We start from the raw sequence: 24,558 nt of genomic DNA on the forward strand, positions 1-24,558 counted from the left end.
GGACAGCGAGGTTCGAAGAGGATCCTGAACATGACGCCTTTCAAAATGGCCCCTCGTCTTACGCGCGCAGCGCTCCTGTGTGCGACGACGATGGTAGCGCTGTCGTCGACCGTTGCGGCGGCGCAGACCATTCCGCCGACGCAGGACCCGGCACCAGCCGCGTCGCAAGGTGCCGCGCCCGCCACCGCCGGGCCGACCGCGCCTGCCGCGTCGCCAGCCGCGGCCCTGCCGGACTCCGACCAGACCCCCGGCACGATCGATGCGGCCGATAGCGGCGACATCGTCGTCACCGGCTATCGTTCGAGCCTCGCCAAGTCGACCAACGCCAAGCGCGCAGCGACAGGCTTCACGGATTCGATCTTCGCCGAAGACATCGGCAAGTTCCCCGACACCAACATCGCCGAATCCTTCAACCGCATCCCCGGCATCACCATCACGCGCGACGTGACCGGTGAAGGCACGAACGTCGCGATCCGTGGCCTCGGATCGAACTTCACGAACGTCACGCTCAACGGCGCGACGATCGCGGTGGCGTCGTCGGGCGCGACCGATGCGCAGGGTACCGATCGCTCGGTCGATCTCAGCTTCTTCCCGACCGACCTGTTCACCAAGCTGACCGTCAACAAGAGCTATACCGCGGACCTGCTCGAAGGCGGAGCAGCGGGTAACATCGACCTTCGTTCGGCGCGGCCGTTCGATCGCGCGACCTCGTTCCTCGCCTACAACGTACAGGGGACGAAGCAGTCGCCCGAGGACCGCATCGGTGCCCGCGGCTCGCTGATCGGTAGTTGGCGCGGTGACAAGGTCGGTATCCTCGCAGGCGTGTCCGCCCAGCGCCTGTTCACCGACACGCGCGGGTTCGAGACGATTGGCTATACCAATCCGGCGCTGTCTGCGGCGCAGTGCGGCGCTGCTTCGGGCTGCAACACGACGGGTGGCGGCAACTGGACGATCCCAGCCGTGGTGCCTGTCGGTGCCGGTGCGGGGCTGGTAGCCGGTACGCCGATCACCAGCGCGTTCCTGCTCGCGAACAACCCGGGTGCGACGATCCAGCAGATCGACAACGCATTGCTGCCGCGGCTCGGGCGTTCGACCAGCATTCGCGGTCCGCGTGACCGTATCAACGCGATCGTCAGCGCCGAGTGGCAGCCGACCGACACACTGCATTTCTACGTCGATGGCCTGTACGGCTACAAGAAGAACGACCTGACGCGCGAGAACATGGCGTGGATCGTCCGCAACGGCGCGATCATCCCGACCAACCTGACGTTCGACAAGGCCGACTGCACGATCGGCTGCGTCGTCACCGGCGGGACGTTCGCCAACGCGCAGTTCTTCAACGAATTCCGCCCGTACACCGAGACGACGAAGCTCTTCAGCATCAACCCCGGCGGCGAGTGGGAAATCTCCGACACGCTCAAGCTGAACCTGCAGGGCAATTACGCGCGCTCGACCTTCCACCGCGAGAACCCGTCGGTCGGCCTGACGACCCCGCTGGGTGTCGGCAACACCGTGACCTATTCGAACGACGGCAGCGGCATCCCGACGATCCAGAGCGCGCTGGACCTGAACGATCCGGCGAATTTCGGCTGGAATCCCGGCAGCCGCGTCAACATCTCCGACGAACGCCGGCTCAACAAGAGCAAGGGCGCGCGCGGCGACCTGACCTGGGGCAAGCCGGCCCTCAACCTGAAGATCGGCGGCGCGTTCGACGACGTGTCGCGCCGGATCAGCAGCAACGACAACAGCCAGGCCTACCAGAACGCGGTTTGCGGCAATAATCCCAGCGTGTTCGTCGCCTCGCCGAATTCGCAGCCGCCCTGCGAAGGCCTGAATGCGCCGGGGGTGATCCCAGCCGGCTACCCGACCTATCCGGGCTTCGGCACCGGATCGACCGCGGGCATGACCGGCCCGGTGACCTATGGTGGCTCGCTCGTTCCCAACTCGGCGGCCCCAAGCTACCTGACACCAGGGCCGGCCGGTTTCGTGACGGTCGACTGGCCGAAGTTCGCGGCTGCGACCAACTATGACTTCTACCACGACAACTCGCCGGAAAGTGGCGCGTCCACCACGGGCGCAAGCGGCGGCGGCATTCGCGAAGTGGTGAAGTCCGCGTTCGCCACGGTGAACGGCGAGCAGGACCTTGGCGGCAACATGCTGCGGTTCAACGTCGGCGTGCGCTACGTCAACACGATCCAGACGATCACGGGTCGCGTCTCGTTGCCCGATCCGCGCAATACGACCGCGACCGGCGTCGCGTTGCCGGACGGTAGCCGCTATCCGAACCTCGTCAGCATCGTGTCGACGCGCAACGTTTATTCGAAGTGGCTGCCCGCCGCGACCTTCGCCTACGACGTCAGCGAGCACGCGGTGGTCCGCGTCGCCGGATCGCGTACCATGACGCGTCCCGATCCGTCGGCGCAGCTGCCGGGCGTGAACTTCGGCGCGCCGTCGGCGGATCAGGCCTCGATCGGCAACCCGGCGCTCGAGCCGTACATGTCGACGAACATCGATCTGGGCTTCGAATATTATACCGGCCGCGAAGGCGTGGTCAGCTTCAATGCGTTCCGCAAGTCGATCAAGGGCTTCACGAACACCGCGATCAGCACGGTTCCGTTCTCGAACCTGTCGCAATACGGGATCACCTACGACACGCTGAACCCGACGCAGCAGATCGCGATCAACTCGCGTGGCGGCCCCGGCACCGCGCAGGTCCAGGTCACGTCGCAGGTCAACGTGGCGGACAAGCTGACCATCAACGGGCTCGAATTCCAGTGGGTCCAGCCGCTCGACTTCCTGACCAAGAATATCGGCATCACCGGGTTCGGCTTCAACGCCAATGCGACGGTCGTCGACCAGACCAGCAAGGGTGCGGCAACCGCGTTCGGCGTGGCGCCGTTCACCTACAACATCACGGGCTATTACGAAAAGCACGGCGTGATGCTGCGGGTGTCGACGACCTCGCGCGAGGGCTCGCAGAACAGCGGCGCGGCGCAGAACGGCATTCCGGCAGCGGCATTGTTCGGCACGGACTATACGACCTACGACTTCTCGTCGTCGTTCGACCTAGACAAGATCTTCGGTTTTGCCGGGGCGCCGCAGTTGACGGTCAACGTCGCGAACTTCACGAACGCTACGCTGCGGTCGTACTTCCAGTTCGAGAATGCGACCTTCACGCAGTACAAGCCGGGTCGTCAGTTCCTGGTCGGTCTGCGCGGGACCTTCTAGTAGACCAGACGGTGCGGTCGTGATGCGACCGCACCGTCGGTATCTACCTCAAGACGTGGTCGCGACCGGGTCTACGATCGCACCTATGATCGACAAGATCGGTTCGACGATACTAGCGCAGCCGGCGAGATTTCGCAGGTAAGACCCGACGGGCGCGCGGTCGGGCTACGGATAGCCGATGCGAGGTCCGCCAAGCGCAGTCAGCGGGTTTCACATGGGGCTGTCCGCCTGCTCACGACAGGAGAGACGACGATGTCACAGGCCGTATCACGCCGTACGCTGATGGGTGGTGCCGCATGTGGCGCTGCGCTCGCGACGCTGCCCTTGCTCGCTGTCGAGGCACATGCGACGCCCAACCCGCGGACCGCGTTTGCCTTGATCGAAAAGGGCATTCCGGCGGCAGTCATGATCGACGCCGACGCCGACAGTGCGGTCCGGCATGTCGCCAGCAATTTTGCGGCCGATTTGGAGAGGGTCAGCGGTACCGCTGCGCGCCTGACCGATGGCGCGAGCGGCGTTGTGCAGGGGCCGGCGGTTATCATTGGCGTTCTCGGCCACAGCGCCGTCATCGATCGTCTCGTAGCGGCGGGCAAGATCGCGGCCGCCGACCTGCACGGCGAATGGGAAGCGTTTCGGCAAATCGTCGTCGACGACCCGATGCCGGGCGTGTCGCGTGCGCTAGTGATCGTCGGGTCCGACCGGCGCGGCGCGGTGTACGGTACCTACGACGTATCCGAGCGGATCGGCGTTTCGCCGTGGCACTGGTTCGCGGACGTGCCCGTCCGTCGTCGGCGCGACGTGCTGATCCCTGCCGGCTCCAGGTGCGACCAGCCCAAGGTCCGCTATCGCGGGTTCTTCATCAACGACGAGGATCCTTGCCTCAGCGGCTGGGCGAAGAAGGCGTTCGGTGGCGTGAACGCGGCGATGTACGTGCACGTCTTGGAACTGCTGCTACGGATGAAGGGCAATTATCTGTGGCCCGCCATGTGGGGCAAGGCGTTCGCGGATGACGACCCCGCGAGCATGGTGCTGGCCGACGCGATGGGCGTGATGATGGGCAATTCGCACCACGAGCCGATGCTGCGCGCGCAGGCCGAATGGCATCGTCACGAGGACAAGGGCGTGACCGGCGGCGCATGGGATTACGACAGGAACGGCGCCAACCTGCGGAAATTCTGGCGCGGCGGGATCGAGCGCATGATGGCGAAGGGCGGCGGCCAGCATTACGACTCCGTCGTGACCGTCGGCATGCGCGGAGACGGCGACGAGGCGATGGCCGAGGGCACCGCAACCGGGCTGCTCGAACGCGTCGTCGCCGACCAGCGCAAGATCATCGCCGACGTCACCGGCAAACCGGCGACTGAGACGCCGCAGGTCTGGGCGCTCTACAAGGAAGTGCAGGACTATTACGATCACGGCATGAAGGTGCCGGACGACGTCACGTTGCTGTTCTCGGACGATAATTGGGGCCAGATCCGTCGCCTGCCCGATCCCGCCGCACCACCGCGAAAAGGTGGGTACGGCATCTATTATCACTTCGATTACGTCGGCGGTCCGCGCAACTACAAGTGGATCAACACCAACCAGATCGAGAAGACTTGGCAGCAGATGGACCTGGCGTACCGGCGTGGTGCGGCGCAGATCTGGATCGTCAACGTCGGCGATATCAAGCCGATGGAATATCCGCTGGGGTTCTTCCTGGCGCAGGCCTGGAACCCGGATGCGATGACCCCAGCCGCGGTTGCCGACTATCCGCGCGCATGGGCGACGGCGACGTTCGGCCCGGACCAGGCGCGCGCGATCGGCGAGATCGTTACTCAGTACAGCCAGTATGTCGCACGCCGAAAGCCCGAACTGATCGACCAGGACAGCTTCCCGCTAGGCGGAGTCAATCCCAAGGGCCTCGATGGCGGCGAGTTCGGCGCGATGGTTGCGCAGTGGGACGCGCTGGAGGCACGGATGCTTACGGTTCGCGCCACGCTGCGGCCGGATCAGCGCGACGCCTATTACCAGTTGGTCGAGTTTCCCGTGGCAGCCGTCGCGAACCTGTACCGGATGTATTACGGCACCGCGTGGAACCGGCTGCTGGCGTCGAAGAACGACGCCCGTGCCAATTATTTTGCCGATCAGGTCGAAACCGCTTTCCGGCGCGACGGCGAACTGACGCAGCGGTATCACGCGATCAACGGCGGCAAGTGGGACGGCATGATGGCGCAGGTCCATATGAGCTATGTTATCTGGAACGATCCCACCAAACAGACCATGCCGAGCATCGTCCGGGTCGGCGCCGATACGCCCGAGGCAAAGCGTCGGCAGCAGCCGGTCTTCGTTCCGACGCCCGCGACGCAGGCCGGTATCGTCGCCCTCGAAGCACCCGCGTTCAGTCGCGCGCGCGACGGCAAGGGGCTGCGCTGGACGACGATCCCGCATTTGGGTCGTACGGCAGGTGCAGTGATCGCGATGCCGCAGGGTCGACCGGCAACGCTGGCGAGTGACGGCGTCTGCCTGGAATACGACGTCACCGTGGCGAAGGCGGGACCGGCGACGGTGACGCTGTACCTCGTGCCGACGCTCGACACGTTCGTTCATGACGGGTCGCGGATCGGCGTGTCGATCGACGGCGGTGCGGTTCAGATCCTGCGTGCGGTACTCGAGCCTACCGGAGGCGATACGGACAATATTGCCAAGGCGCGCTGGGCGGATGCGGTGCGTGACAATGGCGTACGATTGTCGACAGGCCTTGGTGACGTCGCAAGCGGCCGTCATACGATCAAGATCTGGCGGCTGGACGACAATATGGTGCTCCAGAAGCTGGTACTTGCGACCACCCCGGTACCGGTGTCCTATCTAGGTGCGGTTCCCGTCGCCTGACGGAACGCGCCGCGCGCCTATCCCTTAGGGTATTCGACGATGCCAGTTTCCTTGGGAAGGGCGACGTAGTAGCATCAATACGCAGACATTAGATTGGTAAGTCCAGTGGCAAAGCCCGCCTCCCAGAACGCGCTGTTCGCGGTCGGAAAATACGACGCTCCCGCGAACGACCGCTTGTACCAGCGTCTGGCGCGGCGGCTGTTCGAGGAATTGGTCGCAGGCACCTACGCGATCGGCGATCGGCTGCCCGCCGAACGCGAGCTGGCGATCGACTACGGCGCCAGTCGCCCGGCGGTGCGTGAAGCCCTCATCGCGCTGGAAGTGCAGGGTTTTATCGAAGTCCGTGTCGGCTCCGGGGCGTATGTCTGCCGGCTGCCGGGGCAGGGCGAAGAGCCGGGTTTCGCGATTACCGCGTTCGAACTGACCGAAGCGCGGATCATGTTCGAGGGTGAGGCGGCAGCGCTCGCAGCGGTCCAGATCACCGATGCGGAGATCGACCTGCTCGACGGACTGGTCGAGGCCATGACGACCGAGAATTTGCTGACCGAAGTCACCGAGATCGCCGATCGCGATTTCCACATGGCGATCGCCCAGGCGACGCGGAATTCGGGCGTGGTTCGGACGATCGAGGATCTGTGGCATTTACGCTCGACGTCGCCCGAATGCGCGCTTCTCCATGCCAAGGCGCGCAACGCCAAAGTGCGGCCGGTCGTCGCCGAACATGCTGCAATCGTTGATGCTTTGCGCGCGCGCGACGCGGCGGCGGCGCGTGGCGCGATGCGCGCACACCTGACGTCGGTGATGGACCACCTCCTGTTCCAGACCGAAGAGATGGCAATGGAACAGGCTCGACTGGCGCTCGCGACGACTCGCCAGCGTTACGGCGGCGTTCCGACCATTTGATCCATATGGTGACCAAGCGCTTATAGGTTGTCAGACCAATTCGATCGTTGCTATCGATATTGAGAGCATGTGGCTGCACCGCCATGGAAAAACGGGGATGAGCGGCCGATGAAGATGACCCAGACCATGCGCTGGTTTGGCCCGAACGACCCGGTGCCGCTCGACGCCATCCGCCAGGCCGGCGCGACCGGGATCGTCACGGCACTGCACGAGGTCGCCAATGGCGACGTGTGGACCGTCGACGCCATCGCCGCGCGTCGCGTCATGATCGAGGACGCCGGGCTCGACTGGAAAGTGGTCGAGAGCCTGCCCGTCGTCGAGGATCTGAAGCGGCGCTCGGGCGACTGGGATCGGCTGATCGAGGCCTATGTTACCAGCCTGCGGAATCTGGCGGGGCAGGGCATCGAGGTCGTGACCTATAATTTCATGCCGTTGCTCGACTGGACGCGGACCGACCTGAGTTGGGCGTTGCCGGACGGCGCACGCGCGTTGCGGTTCGAGCTGCACGCGCTGGCCGCCTACGACATCCACATCCTGCGCCGCCCGGGCGCCAAGCAGGACTACGCAACCGATGTCGTCGCCATCGCCGCCAAGCGGTTTGCGGCGATGGACGGTGCGGCGCGTGCGACGCTGGAGCGGACGATCATCGCCGGGCTGCCGGGTAGCGAGGAGAGCTTCAGTTCGCCGCAGTTGCTCGAACAGATCGAGACCTATGCCGACATCGACGCGTCGCGGCTGCGCGAGAACCACGTCGCGTTCCTGGAGGCGGTGTGTCCAGTCGCCGAGGCGGAGGGCATCCGGCTGGTGGTGCATCCCGACGATCCGCCGTTCCCGATCTTCGGCTTGCCGCGTGTGGTGAGCACCGAGGCGGACGTCAGCGCGCTGTTCGCGGCGGTGCCGTCGGCCGCCAACGGGCTGTGTTTCTGCAGCGGATCGTTCGGTGTTCGTGCGGACAACGACCTGCCGGGGATGGTCCGGCGTCTCGGCGAGCGCATCGGCTTCGTGCATCTGCGATCGGTGCAGCGTGAACCCGGTGGCGCGTTTCACGAGGCGGCGCATCTGGAGGGCGATGCGAACATGCCCGCGATCATGACCGAACTGGTCGCGTTGCAGGCACGCACCGGGCGGTCGCTGCCGATGCGCCCCGATCACGGGCACCAGATGGTGGACGACCTCAACAAGCGGACCAACCCCGGCTATTCACTGATCGGGCGGTTGCGCGGGCTGGCGGAACTGCGCGGGCTGGAAACGGGTATCGCGCATGGCCGAGGCGCCGCGTAGGAACAGAGCCTACCGCGTCATCGCCAGCTGCGTATCGTCGAGCGCCAGGTCGACCAGCTTGCGCATCGCGGCGTTGGCGGCGGCGGGGTCACTCGCGGCGATCGCCTCGTACACGCGGACGTGATCGGGGATCGGGTTGCGCGGCAGCGAGCGGGTGCGCTGCTTGAACTGCGTCGTCCAGCTTACCGCCGCGCCGATGCTCGCGCTGAGCACGACGAGCGCGTCGTTGCGGGTCGCCTGCAACACCGCGTTGTGGAACTCGCGGTCGGCAGCGCGGCCGGCTTCGGTGGCCAGCGTGTGGCGTCGCATCGCGGCGAGCGACTCCTTCATCACGGCGAGGTCGGCACGATCGCGTCGCTCGGCGGCCAGCGCGGCAGCGGCAGGCTCGACGATCGCGCGCAACTCGAACAGCCCGCGGACGAAGTCGATGTCGGGTTCGCCCGCAAAGGCCCAGGCGAGCACGTCGGGATCGAGCAGGTTCCAGCGACTGCGCGGCAACACGCGGGTGCCGGTTTTGGGTCGACTTTCGACCAATCCCTTCGCCATCAGCACCTGGACCGCCTCGCGGTAGGCACTGCGCGACACGTCCAGGGCCTCTGAAAACGCGACTTCGCCCGACAATGTATCGCCCGGGAGATACTCGCCCGACAGGATCGCGGTGCCCAGCTTGTGCGCGATCGCGCCGTGCAGCCGCCGTCCTGTACCGCGGGGCGGGCGTGGCGGCGTAGCGCTTTCCGACGGTATCGCCGCATCGGACACGATTGGCGTATCCGACGACGGGCTCGTCTGATCGGGATTGAAGTTCGTCATTGGTAAGCTCCCATCACCGGGGTGATAGCCGCGTGACAATCGCGAGACGATAAGAGATTTTCTGTCTTGGGGGTCGGAACGCCCTGATACAGGCTGCATACGGTACGCGAGTCGGGCGTGCTGCGGTCGTCGGGGCCGCTGGTAGGTCGGCTGGATGCCCCTGCGTTCGATGACGCGCGGCTGGCCAGTCATCGTTCTCGATATAATCGACCGATCGGCTGTTCAGACAGTCGACCTATAATCCCTGAAGATTTCGGGATCTTAATCCTGCCGCGCATTTGACATCCGCAACATAGTTGCGGTCGATCAGCGGACCCGGATCGGTCGGCGAATGATACATCGTGCCGCGAGCGCCGGCAGCCGACGCGCATTTCCGCCCTCTCGGGACATGCCCGATCCCACGCCAGAGCGCAGGATCGGGCGGTCGTCGATCAGAGGACGCGGTTGATGAGGTTCTCGATCCGCTCCTGCTGGCCCGAGACCGGCTTCGGATCGATGCCGCGCTCGATCGCGAGGTCGGCGATGCCGGCGAGGTCTAGCCCACCGATCGCGCCACCGAACTCACCGTCCCAGCCGGCATAGCGCTTGGTCTTGATCGCATCGATACGGCCGTCTTCGATCAGCTTGGCGGCATTGAGCAGACCCTTGGCGACGACGTCGATCGCGCCGACATGACCGTAGAACAGGTCGGCCGGGTCCATGCTCTGGCGCCGCACCTTGGCGTCGAAGTTGAAGCCGCCGGTGGTGAACCCGCCGGCGCGGATGATCTCGAGATTGGCGAGCGTCAGTTCCTCGACCGAATTCGGGAATTGATCGGTATCCCAGCCATTCTGCGGATCGCCGCGATTGGCGTCGATCGAGCCGAAGATGCCGAGCGCCGCCGCGGTCGCGATCTCGTGCTCGAACGTGTGGCTGGCGAGCGTCGCGTGGTTCGCCTCGATGTTGACCTTGACCTCGTTCTCCAGGCCATAGCGCTTGAGGAAGCCATACACCGTCGCGGTGTCGAAGTCGTACTGGTGCTTGGTCGGCTCGAACGGCTTCGGCTCGATCAGGATCGTGCCGGTGAAGCCGATCTTGTGCTTGTGCTCAACGACGAGGCTCAGGAAACGACCGAAATTGTCGAGCTCACGCTTCATGTCGGTGTTGAGCAGCGTTTCGTAGCCCTCGCGACCGCCCCACAGCACGTAGTTCTGGCCACCGAGACGATGCGTCGCCTCGAGTGCATCGCGGACCTGCATCGCGCCGAACGCGAACACTTCCGGATCGGGGTTGGTCGCGCCGCCGGCGGCAAAGCGCGGGTGGCTGAACAGGTTTGCGGTGCCCCACAGGAGTTTCCGCCCCGACGCGGCCTGGAGCTGTTCGAGATGGTCGACGGCTTCGGCGAAGAACTTGCGGTGCTCGGTGATGTTGGCGGCGTCGGCCATCACGTCGACGTCGTGGAAGCAGTAATAGGGCACGTCGAGCGTCTTGAAGAACTCGAACGCGACCTCGCGCTTCATCGCAGCCGCTGCGCTGTCGTTCGCGCCGCGGTGCCACGGGCGATCGAACGTGCCGCCGCCGAACACGTCGGAGCCGGGCCAGCAGAAGGTGTGCCAGAAGCACGCGGCGAAGCGGAGGTGATCCTCCATGCGCTTGCCGAGGACAATCTTGTCCTTGTCGTAGAAGCGGTACGCCAGCTCGTTGGTGCTGTCGGGGCCCTCATATTTGATCTGGGGGATATCGGCGAAGAAGTCGGACATCAAAGCTTCCTACGATTTGGGGGTGATGCGGGAATAGGCTTGGCGGAACGCGGCCTTCTTCTCGGCGAGCGCCGAGACGAGGGCAGGGTCGGGGACGATGGTGTGCGAAACGGGGGGCGCGACGCAGATCTCCGCGGGATCGCCGCCGTCGACGCCGAGCTGGGCAAGGCGGGCGGCACCGAGCGCGGGGCCGACCTCGCCGCCCTGAAGGTAGACGAGTTCCACCTCCATCGCCGCGGCGATCACCTGGCCCCAGTAGCGCGAGCGGGCACCGCCGCCGATCACCGCGAGGCGCTCGACCGTCGTGCCGGCCTCACGCAACACGTCGAGACCGTCGGCGAGCGCGAATGCCACGCCTTCCAGCACCGCCTGCGACAGGCGGCCGGCGTCGGTGTCGTTGTCGAGGCGCAGGAACGCGCCACGCACCTCCGGATCGTTGTGCGGCGTGCGCTCGCCCGAGAGGTAAGGGAGGAAGATCTCTGGGCCACTGGCCGGACCAGCGGCCTCGGCGCGCGCGAACAGGTCGGCGGCACCGGCGGCACCGGTAATGCGCGCGACCCAGTCGATGCAGGACGCGGCCGACAGGTGGACCGACATCTGGTGCCACATGCCGGGTAGCGCGTGACAGAAGGCGTGGACCGCGCGCGCAGGATTGGGGCGGAAATCCTTGGTCGCGACGAAGATCACGCCCGACGTGCCGAGCGACAGCAACGCATCGCCGTCCTTGACCACCCCGACGCCGACCGCGCCTGCTGCATTGTCGCTGCCGCCTGCCGCGACCGGCACCTGCGGCATGCCCCAGAGTTCTGCGACCTCGGCAGTCAGCGTGCCGGTGATCGCCGACCCTTCGAACAAGGCCGGCATCTGCGCCTGCGTCAGCCCGCAGGCGGCGAGGATCTCGTCGCTCCAGCAGCGGCCGCCGACGTCGAGCCACAAGGTACCCGCGCTGTCGGAAAGGTCGGACGCCTTGTCGCCGGTCATCAGCAGCCGGACATAGTCCTTGGGCAGCAACACCGTCGCGATCTTCGCGAAGACCTCCGGCTCATGTTTGCGGACCCAGAGCAGCTTCGGCGCGGTGAAGCCCGGCATCGCGATGTTGCCCGAGATTTTGCGCAGGTTGGGAACGGCGCGTTCCAGTGCCTCGCATTCGGCAAAGCAACGTCCGTCGTTCCACAGGATCGCGGGGCGCAACGGCTTGTCGTCGGCGTCGAGCAACGTCGCGCCGTGCATCTGGCCAGCGAGCCCGACGCCGCGCACCGAGCGGCGGACGCTGGGGTCGATCGCCTGCACCGCGGCGATGGTCGCCTTCCACCACGCATCCGGATCCTGTTCGGACCACAGCGGATGCGGCCGCTGCACGGTCAGCGCGGCAGTGCCCTGGCCTACCACGCTGCCATGCTGGTCGAGCACCACGGCCTTGACACCCGAGGTGCCGATATCGATTCCGAGGAACATCAGTTGACGAACGGATCGATGGTCGGGATCGAGCCGTCGGGCGCGAACTTCAGTTCGGTCACCTTGACGTTGCGCAGGTGGTTCTTGTTGCTCATCTGCGTATCCGCATAGAACAGCCACCATTTCTTGTTCCATTCGACGATCGAATGGTGGCTCGTCCAGCCCTGTACCGGCTTCAGGATATGGCCGCGGTAGGTGAACGGGCCGTACGGGTTGTCGCCGGTCGCGTAGTTCAGGAAGTGCGTGTCGCCGGTTGAGTAGGTGTAGTAATATTTGCCGCCGCGCGTGAAGACCCAGGACGCCTCGAAAAAGCGGCGTTCATGGTCGCCGCCGAGCACGGGCTTGCCGGATTCGTCGAGGATCTGGACGTCGCGCGGGGTCTCGGCAAAACTCTTCATGTCGGGGTTGAGCTTGGCGATCTTGCCCGAGAGCGCAGGCTGGTCGTCCTTGCCGAGATCGGTGTCGGAGCCGTTGGCGTCGAACTTGCCATCCTTCCAGCGCTGGAGCTGACCGCCCCAGATGCCGCCGAAATACATGTAGCTCGCGCCGTTCGCGTCGGTGAACACTGCGGGGTCCATCGAGAAGCTGCCGGCGATCGGCTTGGGATCGGCCTTGAACGGGCCGACCGGGCTCTTCGAGGTGGCGACGCCGATGCGGAACGTGCCGAGGCCGTTCTTGTCGAGCTGTTTGTCGCGCGCCGGGAAGTACAGGTAATAGGTGCCGTTCTTGTAGGCGGCATCAGGGGCCCACATCTGCTGCGACGCCCAGGGCACGTCCTTCACGTCGAGCGCGACGCCGTTGACCTTCACCGGGCCGCCGATGCGGTCCATGCTCAGGACGCGGTAGTCGCGCATCGCATATTGGTTGCCGAGATCGTCGTCCGGGATCTTCACGTCGATGTCGTGGCTCGGATAGACGTAGATCTTGCCGTTGAAGACATGCGCCGAAGGGTCTGCGGTGTAGATGCTGGTGACCAGGGGCTGTGACAGATAGCGCTTGCCGTCGGGGCTGCGCGGTTCCTTGCCGGCGGATGCGGGCTTAGACGGGGCGTTGGCGCCATTGGTCTGGGCGAGGGCGATCGTCCCCGTTGCGGCAAGTGCGGCAATGACGAGCGTAGGCGCGAGGCTGAAACGCATCGGTCCGTGGTCCTTCCTAATGTTCACCATCTGATGTGGTGTCGAGCTTCGATGTGTTTGGGTAGCGCTACCGCACGAAACGTGTCAACTCTTAGCATGCCGAGCGGACGACTGTCGACACGACCTAGGTCGCATGTGGGCCTACGCGGCTCACTTCCTCCACGCATAGGGACCGACCAGCGTGCCGACGAAGCCGCCTGCGGTCTTGGTGCTGAGAACGCGCGCATCGACGTCGCGCGCGAGGGTCTTCTGGCCGCCGGCACCGTCATAGTCGAACGCCATCGTGCCGCCGTTCGCGCGGATCGTCAGCGTGACGAGGCCCGTGGCGGTGACGGGTGCGGAGGCGACCAGTTGTTCCGTGCCCTTGTCGGTGGTGTAGAGCGCGACGACGGGCTTGCCGGCGATCCGGGTGATGCCGAAGAACACATAATTCGCGTCGCTCTGCATCGCGACCAGGCCGGCGCGATCGCCATCGGTGTCGGGCGTGAAGCGGACCGTCGTCGACATCGTCGCGACGTGATGCTGCTGGCGGCGTCCGACGAACGACGGCACCTTCGAAAGATCGCCGATGCGTCCGCCGCGGTCGAGGATCAGGTCGCCGTGGTCGAGCCGGTAGAAGGGTGTCTTGGGCGTGCGTACGCCGACCCATTGCATCGCCAGCTTGCTACCGTCGAAGCTGTCGACATAGGCGAAGTCACCGCTGGTCGGGATGCGGCTGGGCGGGCTTGCTGGCAGCCTGGGCTTGGTGCCGACGAACGGGACCGGCTGGCCCTTCGGCAGGATGATCGGCCAGCCGTCCTTCCATGTTACCGGTAACAAGAACGTCTCGCGGCCGATATTGTAATAGTCGCCCTCGTACGGCCGCACGCCGAGGAAGGTCGCGTACCAGTCGCCGTTCTGTGTCTCGACGAGCTTGGCATGGCCAGTCGACGTGACCGGGTTGGGCCGCGCCGGGTCGAGATCGCGCTGGGTCAGGATCGGGTTGCCTGCGAACGGCACATAGGGCCCGCGGAGCGACTTAGAGCGCAGCGCGACCTGCGAGTGGTTTACGCTGGTGCCGCCCTCGGCCGCGGTCAGATAATAATAGCCGTCCTTGCGGAAGATGTGCGGTCCTTCGATCCACACGGGCTTCTTGGAGATGTCGACGCCGCCGTTGATCAGCTGCGTGCTGTCGCCGACCATTTTTCCCGCGCGCCAGTCATATTCCTGGATCCAGATCGCGCGGTGGCCATCGTAGCGCGCCGGCTCTGCGGGGGCGCGGTTGTTGACGATATACGCCTTGTCGCCTTCCCAGTAGATCGACGGGTCGATGCCTTCGAACGGCAGCCAGATCGGGTTCGACCACGGCCCCGCGGGGTCCTTCGCGGTGATGACGAAATTGCCTTTGCACTCGACGCACGTGTTGACGATGTAGAAGACGCCGTCGTGGTACGAGATGTCGGGCGCGAACACCGCCTGCGACGTGCGCATCCCGGTGAAGTCGAGTTGCTCCGGCCGGTCGATCGCATTGCCGATCTGAGTCCAGTTCACCAGGTCCTTCGACTTGAAGATCGGCAGGCCGGGGTAGTGCGCGAACGAGGAGAGGACGAGGTAATAGTCGTCGCCGACGCGCGTCACCGACGGATCGGGATAATAGCCCGACAGGATCGGGTTGCGATATTGATTGGGCCCGACGCTGACCTTCTCCTGCGTGTGGCCGTCATAGCTGAAGGTGCTGAACCGTGGTGCGTCGCTCGCGAAGGCGGGCGTTCCGAGGGCGATACCGGCGAGGAGTGCGAATTTCTGGATTTGCATGGCGGTTCTCACTTGGGTGCGCTGGCTGTCTGCGCTGGTTTCGATGCAGGCGCCGCGGCAAGTTCCTGCGCGGCTTGCGCGAGTTCGATCCACATCGCGCCTTCGGGGATGACGTATTCGTTCTCGCCCCAGAAGAACGGCCAGTCTTCATGGTTCTCGGGGAAGTCCGGCTTGATGATGAGCACGCCCGGCACCACGCCGCCGGCGATGAACGAGAAGTCGGCGCGGTTGTTGCCGTAGGCGACTTCCTTCGAGACGGTGCCGACCGCGGAGACGAACGACACGTCGGACGCGGGGTGGTTGCCGACCAGGAACTCGAGCCCGCGGAACACGGCGTCGGCGGGCATGATCTCCGGGAACGCCTTGTGCAGCGTGTACGCGTTCATCGCATAGCCGAGCACGGTGCCGCTGCCCGCCCATCCGCCGGTGGTGATCGGCACGCCGAACGGGTTGGCCTTGGCCGCGGTCTCGGTGGCGGCGGCATAGGCGCGCACCGTCGGGATCATTGCCGCGCGATAGGCCGGCGGCATGAACGGAATCGCCGCCACCGCATCGCGCAGAGTGAAGGCGAACGTCTTTTCCATCGTGGGCCACAGCGACTGGACCGCGGCGGCATAGCGCGGATCGCGCGTCGTGTGGAGCAGCTCGACCGCGGCGGAGAAGCGCTCGGCATCGAGCGGACCGCCGGTGGTGTTGCCGTGCTGGTACAGATCGGGCGCGTGCGATTGTTCCTCCGCCCAGGTCCGCGTCGCGATCCCGAGCGCCTTCTTGGACAGCGCGGGATCGACTTCGGCGAGCGCGCGCGAAGCGGCGGCGAGGCCTGCGATCGAGCCGTAGTTCAGCGCCGAGGCCTTGGTCGTGAACGCCCAGCGATCGTCGGGCGTCCCGCTGCGGCCACCCTTCTCCTCCCCGAGCTTTAGCGTGGGATCGTAGACCAGCCCGTCGGTCTTGGTCGAGGCATCGCCGAGATGCGTATATTGCGCCACATTGGGTTCGACGATGCCGTGGATCGCGTGGCCGACCGCATCGAACTGCGCGACGAGTTGCAGCGTGCCGTGGCGGATCTGCTGGACGAGATCAGGCGTGCCGTCGGGAACGTGGATCTCGGTCTTGCGCCGCGTCCAGTCGATCGCGGTCGTATCGCGCATCGGGTGCCAGCGCTCCCAGCTGTCGACCAGCGAACGGATCACCTGATATTGCGACTGGGTGCGGATGTCGTAGTCGCCCGCGTCGAACCATCCGCCGACCGCGAGGCCGGGGATGTGCTCGCCCGACTTGAACCTCGTGTCGGTCGTTGGCCCCTGCGCGTAGAGGTCGATATGCTCGTGGCCGGTCGGCGCCTGCCGCGCGTCGTCGCGGTGCGCGTCGCCGTGCCAGACGCGGTAGCCTTCGTTGACGAACATATGGTCCATCGCGACCGGAAAATAGACGTCGAGCGTCGGATGCCATGCGCCGGCATAGGCATCGGCGGCGATCCGGAACGGTGCGGTGCGCGTGGTGCCGTAGTCGAGCACATAGGTGCCGGGCTGTCGGACCGCGCTGAAATCGAGTTGCAGATAGCTGTAGCGGAGATACTCGCCCCAGCGCTTGGCGGGCGCGGTCGGCACGGGTGTCATGCTGCCATCCTCGCCGACGCGGAGCAGGCGCGCGGGGAGCAGGCGGCGATCGTTGCGGTCGAGCTCGATCGTCGCGACCTTCCGCGCGTCGGGCGTATAGCCGAGCTGCGAATGCGCGATCACCGGCGCGCGCAGCCAGCCCGGTACGCTGTTGGGCTGGATCATCCAGTCGAGCACGGTGCCGGTGCGCCCGGCCGGGAGCAGCGACCGGAGCACGAACCAGCCATTCTGCGCCTGGTTGCGGCCGTCGAACAGCTGCACCTCGGCGGTCGATCGGATCGTCACGCGGCGTGCCGGATCCTCGGGTGCGAGCACGAAGCGACTGCCTTTGGCGATCGCGGTCGGTTCCGCGCCGGGACCTTCTGCGCGTCCGCTTGCCGCGTTGCGCTGCGGCGTCTGGATCATCGCATCGGCCGGGTAGACCGGGAACGCGCCGCTGACTCCGTCCGCCATGTAGCTGTGGTGGAAATAGGCGGCGGGGAGGAATTCGAGGTTGAACCCGGCCTTGCCCGCGAGCGCGGCTGGCACGGGCTGGTCGAGGATAACCGACACGGCGACCGCGCCGCCGCGCTTTTCTGAGCGCACGCGGTAGCGCCACTTATAGTCGGGATATTCGAGCGTAACGGTAATCGCGCCGGTCGCCGCGTCGATCTTGCGGTCGACCAGGCGTCCGATCGCGTCCCATTGGCCGGGCGTCGACGACAGGCGGACGTCGCCGTTGGTGGCGATCCGTTCGCCCTGCTGGATGATCTCGACGCCACTAATCTTCGAGTCCGCGAACAGGCCGTCATACCAGTTGGAGAAGACGAGCACGTTGGCGGCCGGCGCCTCGTAATAACCGGCGGCGTTGAGCGTCAGGTCGGTCGATGCGACGCGCGGGCTTGTCTGAGCGATTGCGGGCGCGGCGCTCGCGAGCAGAGTCGCGATCAGGCAGAATGCGGATTTGGCCGCCATGGTTTTTCCTCTCCGGTATCGTCGTGCGGCGTTGGATTCGCCTGCTATTCCCGCGACTATAGCGCTAACAAACGCATACGCCACCCGCTGTCGCTGTTCCCATATGGACAGGATAGCGGTATCACCCTAATACTCATACAAGGTTGCAAAGGGCACGCGACGGTTCCGGTTTCGGGACGTCGGAGAACAGCCTGCACGCAATTGATAGGGAGAAGAGGATGACCGGGCCAACCGTCGATCGTCGTCGCGCGATGCTTGCATCGATCGCCACAGGGGCGGGGCTGATGCTGCCCGCGGTCGGGCGCGCGCGCGCTGCGCCTGGACCCTCCGCATCGCGCGCCGGGACCTGTTCCACGCCGCAATCGGCGATCGCGCGGACGCAATACGGTCCGGTTCGCGGCTATGTCTCGGACGGCGTCTACACCTTCAAGGGCGTGCCTTACGGGGCGGATACCGGCGGCGAAAACCGCTGGCTGCCCGCCAAGCCGCCGCAGCGCTGGACCGAAGCGCGCGACACGCTGTCCTACGGCGCGAACTGCCCGCAGACGCTGCATGATTTCAGCGCGGTAGAGCATACGTTTCTGCAGCAATGGACCGACGGGTTCATTGGCGAGGACATGCTGAAGCTGAACGTCTGGACGCCGTCGTTGTCTGGCAAGCGGCCGGTGATGGTGTATTTCCACGGCGGCGGGTTCGCGTTCGGATCGTCATACGAACTCGCCTCGCATGACGGCGCACAGATGGCGCGGCATCACGACGTCGTGCAGGTATCGATCAACCACCGGCTGAACGTGCTCGGGTTCCTCGACCTGACCGAGGTCGGCGGCGCGGCGTACGACACGTCGGTCAACGTCAGCATGACCGATTGCGTCGCGGCGCTGCGCTGGGTGCAGGAGAACATCGCGCGGTTCGGCGGCGATCCCGACACGGTGATGATCTACGGCCAGTCGGGCGGCGGATCGAAGGTGACGACGTTGCTCGGCATGGCGACCGGCAAGGGCCTGATCCATCGTGCGGCAGTGCAGTCGGGCGGCGGCGGGTCGCTGCCGACCGCAGAACAGTCGCACGATTTCTCGCGGCGCGTGCTGCGCGAACTGAACATCGGGTCGAAGGATCTGGGCGCGCTCCAGCGGATCGCGTGGAAGCCGTTGTTCGAGGCGGGCAACAAGGTCGCGAACGAGATCAACGGTCCGCGCGGGCCGATGGGGCCTTCGCTGACGCCGCGCGTAGGCTGGAACCCGACGCTCGACGGCAAGGTGATCGACGTCCGCTCCTACTCGGACATCGCGCCGGAGGTGTTGCGCGACGTGCCGGTGATGATCGGCAACGTCAGCGAGGAGGGGATGCGCTGGGGCTATGATCCTAGCGAGGCGCAGTGGCGGACCGATCTCACCACGCAGATGGGCGGCGACAAGGCCGGGCGGCTGATCGCGGCGATGAAACAGGCGCACCCGGAAAAGGCGGTGCGGACGCTGGCGTACGGCGTGCAAGGCCTGCAGAACCGCAACCGCGTGCAGGACATGGTCCGCCTGAAACACGCGCAGCGCGGCGCGCCGGTGTACCAATATCTGTTCCAGTGGCAGTCGCCGCAGCTCGGTGGCGTCGCGGGCGCATGGCACACCGCCGACCTAGCCTTCTGCTTCGACAACACCGCGCTCTGCGACCAGGGCACCGGCAATACGCCCGAAGCGCAGCGCGTCGCGCGGACCATGTCGACCGCGTGGGCGAATTTCGCGCGGACGGGCAATCCGAGCCAGCCGGGCTTGAGCTGGACGCCGACTGATCCGCAGCGCTGCCAGACGATGGTGTTCGATACCACGAGCCGCATGGTCGACGATCCCGAGGGCGCCGCGCGGCGTATCCTGCTGTCGTGACCGTGGTTTGATGTCCACTTTGGGAGAGAAGGCGATGCGTTGGTTGATCGGATTTGGGCTGTTTGCCAGCGCGCTGGCATTGGCGACGCCGGTGCTGGCGCAGGACGCGCGGATGACCGCGACGGCGGCGCCGGCCGAGCCGACGGCCATCCCGCTTAATACCGGCGGCGTGAAGGGGCAGGCCGCGCCCGAAGCTTGGTTCCAGCAGTACGGCGTGGCGATGACGCGCAACGTCACGTCCGCGACGCTGACGCCGTTCCTGCCCGATCCCGCCAAGGCGACCGGAGCGGCGGTGATCGTCGCGCCGGGCGGCGGCTTCCTGATGCTGTCGATGGAGAACGAGGGCTGGCGCGTGGCGAAGGCGCTCGCCGGCCGGGGCATCGCGGCGTTCGTGCTTAAGTACCGGTTGAAGCCGACACCGGCGGACATGGGCGGGTTCGAGCAATCGGTCACGGCCATGTTCGCCGGTGCCGCGCAACCGCAGCGGCGGATGAGCCCGGACGAGGCGATCGCCGGGCTCAGCGACCAGATCGCCGATGCGCGCGCTGCGGTCGCGCTGGTGCGGACGCGCGCGACCGAGTGGAAAATCGACCCCGCCCGCGTCGGCATGGTCGGCTTTTCGGCGGGGGCGATGACGACGATGGCGACCGCGCTGGCTGCACCCGACACGCATCTCGCCTTCATCGCGCCGATCTATGGATCGATGGAGGCGGTGAAGGTGCCGGCCGACGCCCCGCCGCTGTTCGCGGTGCTCGCCGCCAACGACCCGCTGTTCGCCAACAAGGGATTCGGCCTGATCGAATCCTGGCAGAAGGCGGGGAAGCCGGTCGAGTTCCACCTTTACCAGGCAGGTGGGCACGGCTTCGGGCTGGGCAAGAAAGGCACGACCAGCACCGGCTGGTTCGAGGATTTCATGCACTGGCTCGACGCCAACGGCATGCTCGTACGGCGATGACACGATGCAGGGGGAGACGGATATGACGCGCTTCACGAGGGGGCGTGCGATCGGGCTGCGCGCTGCGCCGCTGTTGGCGCTGGGTGCGCTGGCCGGGATGTCGTCCGGCGCGAACGGACAGGATACGGCGCCGGCACTGGCGACCGGTCTCGCGCCGTATTTCCAGCCGGTGACGCAAGGGCCCACGACGCCCGACAGCGACGGGTTCCTGCGTCGCTGGCTGTTGCTCGAGCCGATCGACAAGCCCAACCGCAGCAATACGGGCTTCACCGCCACCTATGTCCGGCAGGCGCTGACCACGCAGTATTTTCCCGGCCAGTTCACGGAGATCCCGCGCGACGGCCAGGTCGTGAAAGCGGCCCAGCCGCTACGCTGGCACGCGCTCGATTCCGGCGCGTTCGACGTCAAGCTGTTCAGCTTCGCCAAGGGTCTCGGCAAGCCGACCTACGGCGTGATCTTCTGGGCGGTGACGATCGTCGACAGCCCGCGCGAGATGCGCGACGTGCGGCTGGCGGTCGGGTCGAACTCGGCGTCGATCTGGTGGCTGAACGGCAAGGAGGCGGCCGGGCTGTTCAACGATCGCCGCATGGTGATGGACGACGTGCTGTCGGACCGCGTGACGCTGCGCAAGGGCCGCAACGTCCTGCGCGGCGCGGTGATCAACGGCCCCGGCCTGAGCGACTTCTGCGTCCGCTTCGTCCACGAGACCGGTCGGCCGATCACCGACCTCAAGACCGATGTCCGCTAGCATGGAGACCCTCATGACGCGTCTTGCCGCCGCCGCTCTCGGGCTGTCCGCGATCCTGGCCGCCGGGGCGTCGCCCGCCGCCGCGCAGTTGCAGGGCGAGACGTTCATCCACGATCCGTCGACGGTGACCGAGTCCGACGGCAAATACTACACGTTCGGCACGCGTGGCGGTGGCCTGGTCTCCGACGACGGCTGGACGTGGCGCAGCGGCCCCGAGCGTCCCGGCGGCGGCGTCGCGCCCGACGTGATCAAGATCGGCGACCGCTATTACGTCGCCTATGCGGTCGGTGGCGGCGGTATGTCCGGCGGGCATGCGAGCCAGGTCAAGATCATGTGGACGCTGTCGCTCGATCCGAAATCGCCGCGGTTCAAACATCACGACGTCGGCGTGGTCGCGTCGAGCGACGGGGTGGAGACCGCCGACGCGATCGACCCCGCATTCCTGTACGTCGACGGCCATTTGTGGCTGACTTACGGCACCTATTTCGGGCCGATCCGCATCGTCGAGCTCGATCCCAAGACGGGCCTGCGCGTCGCAGGCAATCAGCCGGTCGACGTCGCGATCGACATGGAAGCCACCGCGATGATGCACCGCGACGGCTGGTATTATTTGCTCGGCACGCACGGGACGTGCTGCGACGGGCCCAATTCGACCTATCACATCCGCGTCGGCCGATCGCGTAGCCCGCTCGGGCCGTATGTCGATCACATGGGGACGCCGCTGCTACGCGGCGGCGGCAAGCTGGTCGTCAGCGCACGCGGTCGCACTATCGGCCCCGGTCATTTCGGGCTGATCGAACTCGACGGCGGCGTCGAGAAATTCTCGATGCATTACGAAGCGGACATGGATCGCAGCGGCCGCAGCGTGCTGGGGATAGAGCCGCTCCGCTGGACCGACGGCTGGCCGGTCGCGGGGGAGAATGTCGTCCCCGGCACCTATGAAGTCGCCTCCGAACGCAGCGGCTACGCGCTCGGCCTCGCCACCGATGTCGTCAGGATCGCGTTCGACCCGCGCCGCGCCTTCATGGCCAAGCCGACCGATCCGGTCAGCCCGATCCCCGACCAGACGTTAGCGCAGGATTCAGCGGGTTGGCCGCAGGGCCGCATCCGCGTCGATCTTGCCGACTATATGAACCGCCCGCATCAATTGTGGACGATCGCGCCGGCGGCGGGGGGCGGCGGGTATTTTGGTGCGCCCTATTACACGATCACGATCGCCGGGACCGCGCGCGTCCTCGCGGCGACCGGGCAGGGCGAGGTCGAGACGGTGCCCGCATTCACTGGCGCGACCGAGCAGTTGTGGCGGATCGATCAACTCACGGACGGCACCTACCGGATCATGCCGAAGACTGCCGCTGGTGGTCGTGCGGGTCTGGCACTCGTCGCGATCGGCGCGAGTACCCCGACGCTGGCCAAGTTCGATCCGGCCAGCCCCGCCGGGCGCTGGAGCTTCAAGCGACCGTAGCCGATCCCGGCCGACGTTGACGCCGGCCGAAATTGAACTACTCCTACAAGTATCGAAACGATCGGGCTGCCGAATGGTGGCCGAAAGGGAGAGTATGGACCTGTTGACGCAACGCACTTCACAGTTGGGTTCCGGCCAGACGCGCGGGTTCAAGCGCGCGATCGCCGCGCTGACGTTCGCGCCGCTGATGCTAGCGGGCGCAAGTATCGCGATGCCCGCGGTGGCGCAGGACGCCGCGGCACCGACCGTGACGGCGACGCTGCAGGCGGACAAGCCGGGTGCGGTCGTCCACCGCGATGTGTTCGGGCAGTTCGCCGAGCATCTCGGCCACGGCATCTATGGCGGGATCTGGGTCGGCAAGGGCTCGCGCATCCCCAATGACGGCGGCTATCGTCGCGACGTGCTGGACGCGTTGAAGGCGATCAACGTGCCGATGGTGCGCTGGCCCGGCGGCTGTTTTGGCGACGAATATCATTGGCGTGACGGGATCGGTGCGACCAAGGCGCGCCCGACCAAGGTCAACACCAACTGGGGCGGCGTCAACGAGGACAACGCGTTCGGCACGCACGAATATTTCGGGTTGATGGACCGCCTTGGCGCGAGCACCTACGTCTCCGCCAACGTCGGCAGCGCACCGCCGTCCGAGACCGCGCAATGGGTCGAGTACATGACCGCCGCGAAAGGCACGACCGTGCTGGCCAAGGAGCGCGAGCGCAACGGTCACGCCGCACCGTGGAAGATCCAGTATCTCGGCATCGGCAACGAGCTGTGGGGCTGCGGCGGCAACATGCGCGCCGAATATGCCGCCGACCTGACCAACCGCTATGCGCAGTTCGCCAAGTCCGCGAACGGACCGATGCTCAAGATCGCGAGCGGCCCGAGCGACTCGAACTATGAGTGGACCGAGGCGATGATGCGGATCGCCGGCAAGAACATCGATGGGCTGGGGCTGCATTACTACACGCGGCCGCGCGACAAGGACTGGAAGGACAAGGGCGCGGCGATCGGCTTTCCCGAGCGCGAATGGGCGACTACCATGTCGCACACGCTGGAGATGGAGGAGTTCATCACCAAGCATTCGGCGATCATGGACAAGTACGATCCGGCCAAGCGCGTGATGCTCGCGGTCGACGAATGGGGCACGTGGTACGATCCGACGCCGGGCAGCAATCCCGGTTTCCTCGAGCAGCAGAATTCGTTGCGCGATGCGGTGGTCGCCGGGCTCAACCTCAACATCTTCGCGCATCATGCCGATCGTGTCCGGATGGCGGCGATCGCGCAGATGGTGAACGTGTTGCAGGCGATGCTGCTCACCGACGGCGCAAAGATGGTGAAGACGCCGACCTATTGGGTGTTCGACCTCTACAAGCCGTGGCAGGGCGCGACGTCGTTGCCGATCCAGGTGACCTCGCCCTGGTACCACAAGGACGAGGTGGCGGTACCGGCCGTCAGCGCGTCCGCGGTGCGCGATGCGGCGGGGCAGGTGCATGTCGCGCTGGTCAACCTAGATCCGAATCGCGCGATGCCGGTGTCGGTGTCGCTCGCCGGATTGCAGGCGACGCAGGCGAGCGGGCGGATCATCACCGGCACCGCGATGGACGCGCATAACAGCTTCGACGCGCCCGACACGGTCGTGCCGCAGCCGTTCACGGGTGCGCAGGTGACGGGCGGCAATCTGACGCTCACCGTACCGGCGAAGTCGGTGCTGGTCCTCGACCTGCGCTGATCG

General features: G+C 66.0%; 15 protein-coding genes. 9 read left to right on the forward strand and 6 right to left on the reverse strand.

Translation table 11 applies throughout. From position 1 onward, the window contains the following. Positions 1 to 30: 30 nt before the first annotated feature. The 4 genes from C8J42_RS01055 (at position 31) to uxuA (ending at position 8,283) form a co-directional block, all read left to right on the forward strand. Positions 31 to 3,228: a TonB-dependent receptor gene (locus C8J42_RS01055; protein WP_133018609.1), complete on the forward strand. Its 3,198-nt coding sequence runs from the start codon at positions 31 to 33 to the stop codon at positions 3,226 to 3,228. Between the two features lie 252 nt (positions 3,229 to 3,480). Continuing rightward, the gene (locus C8J42_RS01060; RefSeq protein ID WP_243643983.1) at positions 3,481 to 6,099 is read left to right on the forward strand and encodes a glycosyl hydrolase 115 family protein; all 2,619 of its coding nucleotides are present in this window, start codon (positions 3,481 to 3,483) and stop codon (positions 6,097 to 6,099) included. A 132-nt stretch (positions 6,100 to 6,231) separates the two neighbouring features. Then, positions 6,232 to 7,002, forward strand: a complete 771-nt coding sequence (locus C8J42_RS01065) for a FadR/GntR family transcriptional regulator (RefSeq protein ID WP_133019175.1) — start codon at positions 6,232 to 6,234, stop codon at positions 7,000 to 7,002. A gap of 108 nt (positions 7,003 to 7,110) precedes the next feature. Then, positions 7,111 to 8,283, forward strand: coding sequence for a mannonate dehydratase (gene uxuA, locus C8J42_RS01070; protein ID WP_133018610.1), 1,173 nt, complete (start codon positions 7,111 to 7,113; stop codon positions 8,281 to 8,283). A 9-nt stretch (positions 8,284 to 8,292) separates the two neighbouring features. Here the strand turns inward: uxuA and C8J42_RS01075 are convergent, their stop codons facing one another. From C8J42_RS01075 to C8J42_RS01100, 6 genes are all read right to left on the reverse strand, one after another. Further along, entirely contained in the window at positions 8,293 to 9,093 is an 801-nt protein-coding gene (locus tag C8J42_RS01075; protein WP_120299426.1) for a FadR/GntR family transcriptional regulator, read from the reverse strand. 431 nt (positions 9,094 to 9,524) lie between these two features. Continuing rightward, a complete protein-coding gene (gene xylA / locus C8J42_RS01080; protein ID WP_133018611.1) occupies positions 9,525 to 10,835 on the reverse strand; it encodes a xylose isomerase in 1,311 nt (436 codons plus the stop codon). Positions 10,836 to 10,841: 6 nt separating this feature from the next. Beyond that, complete coding sequence (xylB, locus tag C8J42_RS01085) at positions 10,842 to 12,287, reverse strand: xylulokinase (RefSeq protein ID WP_133018612.1); 1,446 nt, start codon at positions 12,285 to 12,287, stop codon at positions 10,842 to 10,844. After that, complete coding sequence (locus tag C8J42_RS01090; RefSeq protein WP_133018613.1) at positions 12,287 to 13,423, reverse strand: glycoside hydrolase family 43 protein; 1,137 nt, start codon at positions 13,421 to 13,423, stop codon at positions 12,287 to 12,289. Before C8J42_RS01090 ends, xylB begins: the two co-directional genes overlap by 1 nt. Before the next feature lie 150 nt (positions 13,424 to 13,573). Further along, positions 13,574 to 15,217 carry a glycoside hydrolase family 43 protein gene (locus C8J42_RS01095; RefSeq protein ID WP_133018614.1) on the reverse strand — a complete coding sequence of 548 codons (1,644 nt, stop codon included), beginning with the start codon at positions 15,215 to 15,217 and terminating at the stop codon, positions 13,574 to 13,576. 8 nt (positions 15,218 to 15,225) lie between these two features. After that, positions 15,226 to 17,787, reverse strand: a complete 2,562-nt coding sequence (locus C8J42_RS01100; protein ID WP_133018615.1) for a glycoside hydrolase family 9 protein — start codon at positions 17,785 to 17,787, stop codon at positions 15,226 to 15,228. A 218-nt stretch (positions 17,788 to 18,005) separates the two neighbouring features. On the opposite strand from C8J42_RS01100, the gene C8J42_RS01105 reads away from it, so the two are divergent. From C8J42_RS01105 to C8J42_RS01125, 5 genes are all read left to right on the forward strand, one after another. Next, entirely contained in the window at positions 18,006 to 19,661 is a 1,656-nt protein-coding gene (locus tag C8J42_RS01105; RefSeq protein WP_133018616.1) for a carboxylesterase family protein, read from the forward strand. A 34-nt stretch (positions 19,662 to 19,695) separates the two neighbouring features. Further along, on the forward strand, positions 19,696 to 20,616 hold the full coding sequence (locus tag C8J42_RS01110; RefSeq protein WP_243643987.1) for an alpha/beta hydrolase: 921 nt from the start codon (positions 19,696 to 19,698) through the stop codon (positions 20,614 to 20,616). Between the two features lie 22 nt (positions 20,617 to 20,638). Next, a complete protein-coding gene (locus C8J42_RS01115; RefSeq protein ID WP_133018618.1) occupies positions 20,639 to 21,364 on the forward strand; it encodes an acetylxylan esterase in 726 nt (241 codons plus the stop codon). A gap of 13 nt (positions 21,365 to 21,377) precedes the next feature. Beyond that, complete coding sequence (locus C8J42_RS01120; RefSeq protein WP_207897043.1) at positions 21,378 to 22,829, forward strand: family 43 glycosylhydrolase; 1,452 nt, start codon at positions 21,378 to 21,380, stop codon at positions 22,827 to 22,829. Positions 22,830 to 23,040: 211 nt separating this feature from the next. Next, positions 23,041 to 24,555 (forward strand): alpha-L-arabinofuranosidase C-terminal domain-containing protein, encoded by a 1,515-nt coding sequence (locus C8J42_RS01125; RefSeq protein WP_243644105.1) that lies wholly within the window; start codon positions 23,041 to 23,043, stop codon positions 24,553 to 24,555. The last annotated feature ends 3 nt before the right edge of the window (positions 24,556 to 24,558 follow it).

Origin of the sequence: Sphingomonas sp. PP-CE-1A-559 (assembly GCF_004340965.1) — a bacterium.
In the GTDB taxonomy this organism is placed as follows: Bacteria; Pseudomonadota; Alphaproteobacteria; order Sphingomonadales; family Sphingomonadaceae; genus Sphingomonas.

What these genes read in the sequence shown, in the direction of transcription:
- C8J42_RS01055 (WP_133018609.1), top strand. Translation starts at nt 31, where the DNA reads ATGACGCCTTTCAAAATGGCCCCTCGTCTTACGCGCGCAGCGCTCCTG.
- C8J42_RS01060 (WP_243643983.1), top strand. Translation starts at nt 3,481, where the DNA reads ATGTCACAGGCCGTATCACGCCGTACGCTGATGGGTGGTGCCGCATGT.
- uxuA (WP_133018610.1), top strand. Translation starts at nt 7,111, where the DNA reads ATGAAGATGACCCAGACCATGCGCTGGTTTGGCCCGAACGACCCGGTG.
- C8J42_RS01075 (WP_120299426.1), bottom strand. Translation starts at nt 9,093, where the DNA reads ATGACGAACTTCAATCCCGATCAGACGAGCCCGTCGTCGGATACGCCA.
- xylB (WP_133018612.1), bottom strand. Translation starts at nt 12,287, where the DNA reads ATGTTCCTCGGAATCGATATCGGCACCTCGGGTGTCAAGGCCGTGGTG.
- C8J42_RS01090 (WP_133018613.1), bottom strand. Translation starts at nt 13,423, where the DNA reads ATGCGTTTCAGCCTCGCGCCTACGCTCGTCATTGCCGCACTTGCCGCA.
- C8J42_RS01095 (WP_133018614.1), bottom strand. Translation starts at nt 15,217, where the DNA reads ATGCAAATCCAGAAATTCGCACTCCTCGCCGGTATCGCCCTCGGAACG.
- C8J42_RS01100 (WP_133018615.1), bottom strand. Translation starts at nt 17,787, where the DNA reads ATGGCGGCCAAATCCGCATTCTGCCTGATCGCGACTCTGCTCGCGAGC.
- C8J42_RS01105 (WP_133018616.1), top strand. Translation starts at nt 18,006, where the DNA reads ATGACCGGGCCAACCGTCGATCGTCGTCGCGCGATGCTTGCATCGATC.
- C8J42_RS01110 (WP_243643987.1), top strand. Translation starts at nt 19,696, where the DNA reads ATGCGTTGGTTGATCGGATTTGGGCTGTTTGCCAGCGCGCTGGCATTG.
- C8J42_RS01115 (WP_133018618.1), top strand. Translation starts at nt 20,639, where the DNA reads ATGACGCGCTTCACGAGGGGGCGTGCGATCGGGCTGCGCGCTGCGCCG.
- C8J42_RS01120 (WP_207897043.1), top strand. Translation starts at nt 21,378, where the DNA reads ATGACGCGTCTTGCCGCCGCCGCTCTCGGGCTGTCCGCGATCCTGGCC.
- C8J42_RS01125 (WP_243644105.1), top strand. Translation starts at nt 23,041, where the DNA reads ATGCCCGCGGTGGCGCAGGACGCCGCGGCACCGACCGTGACGGCGACG.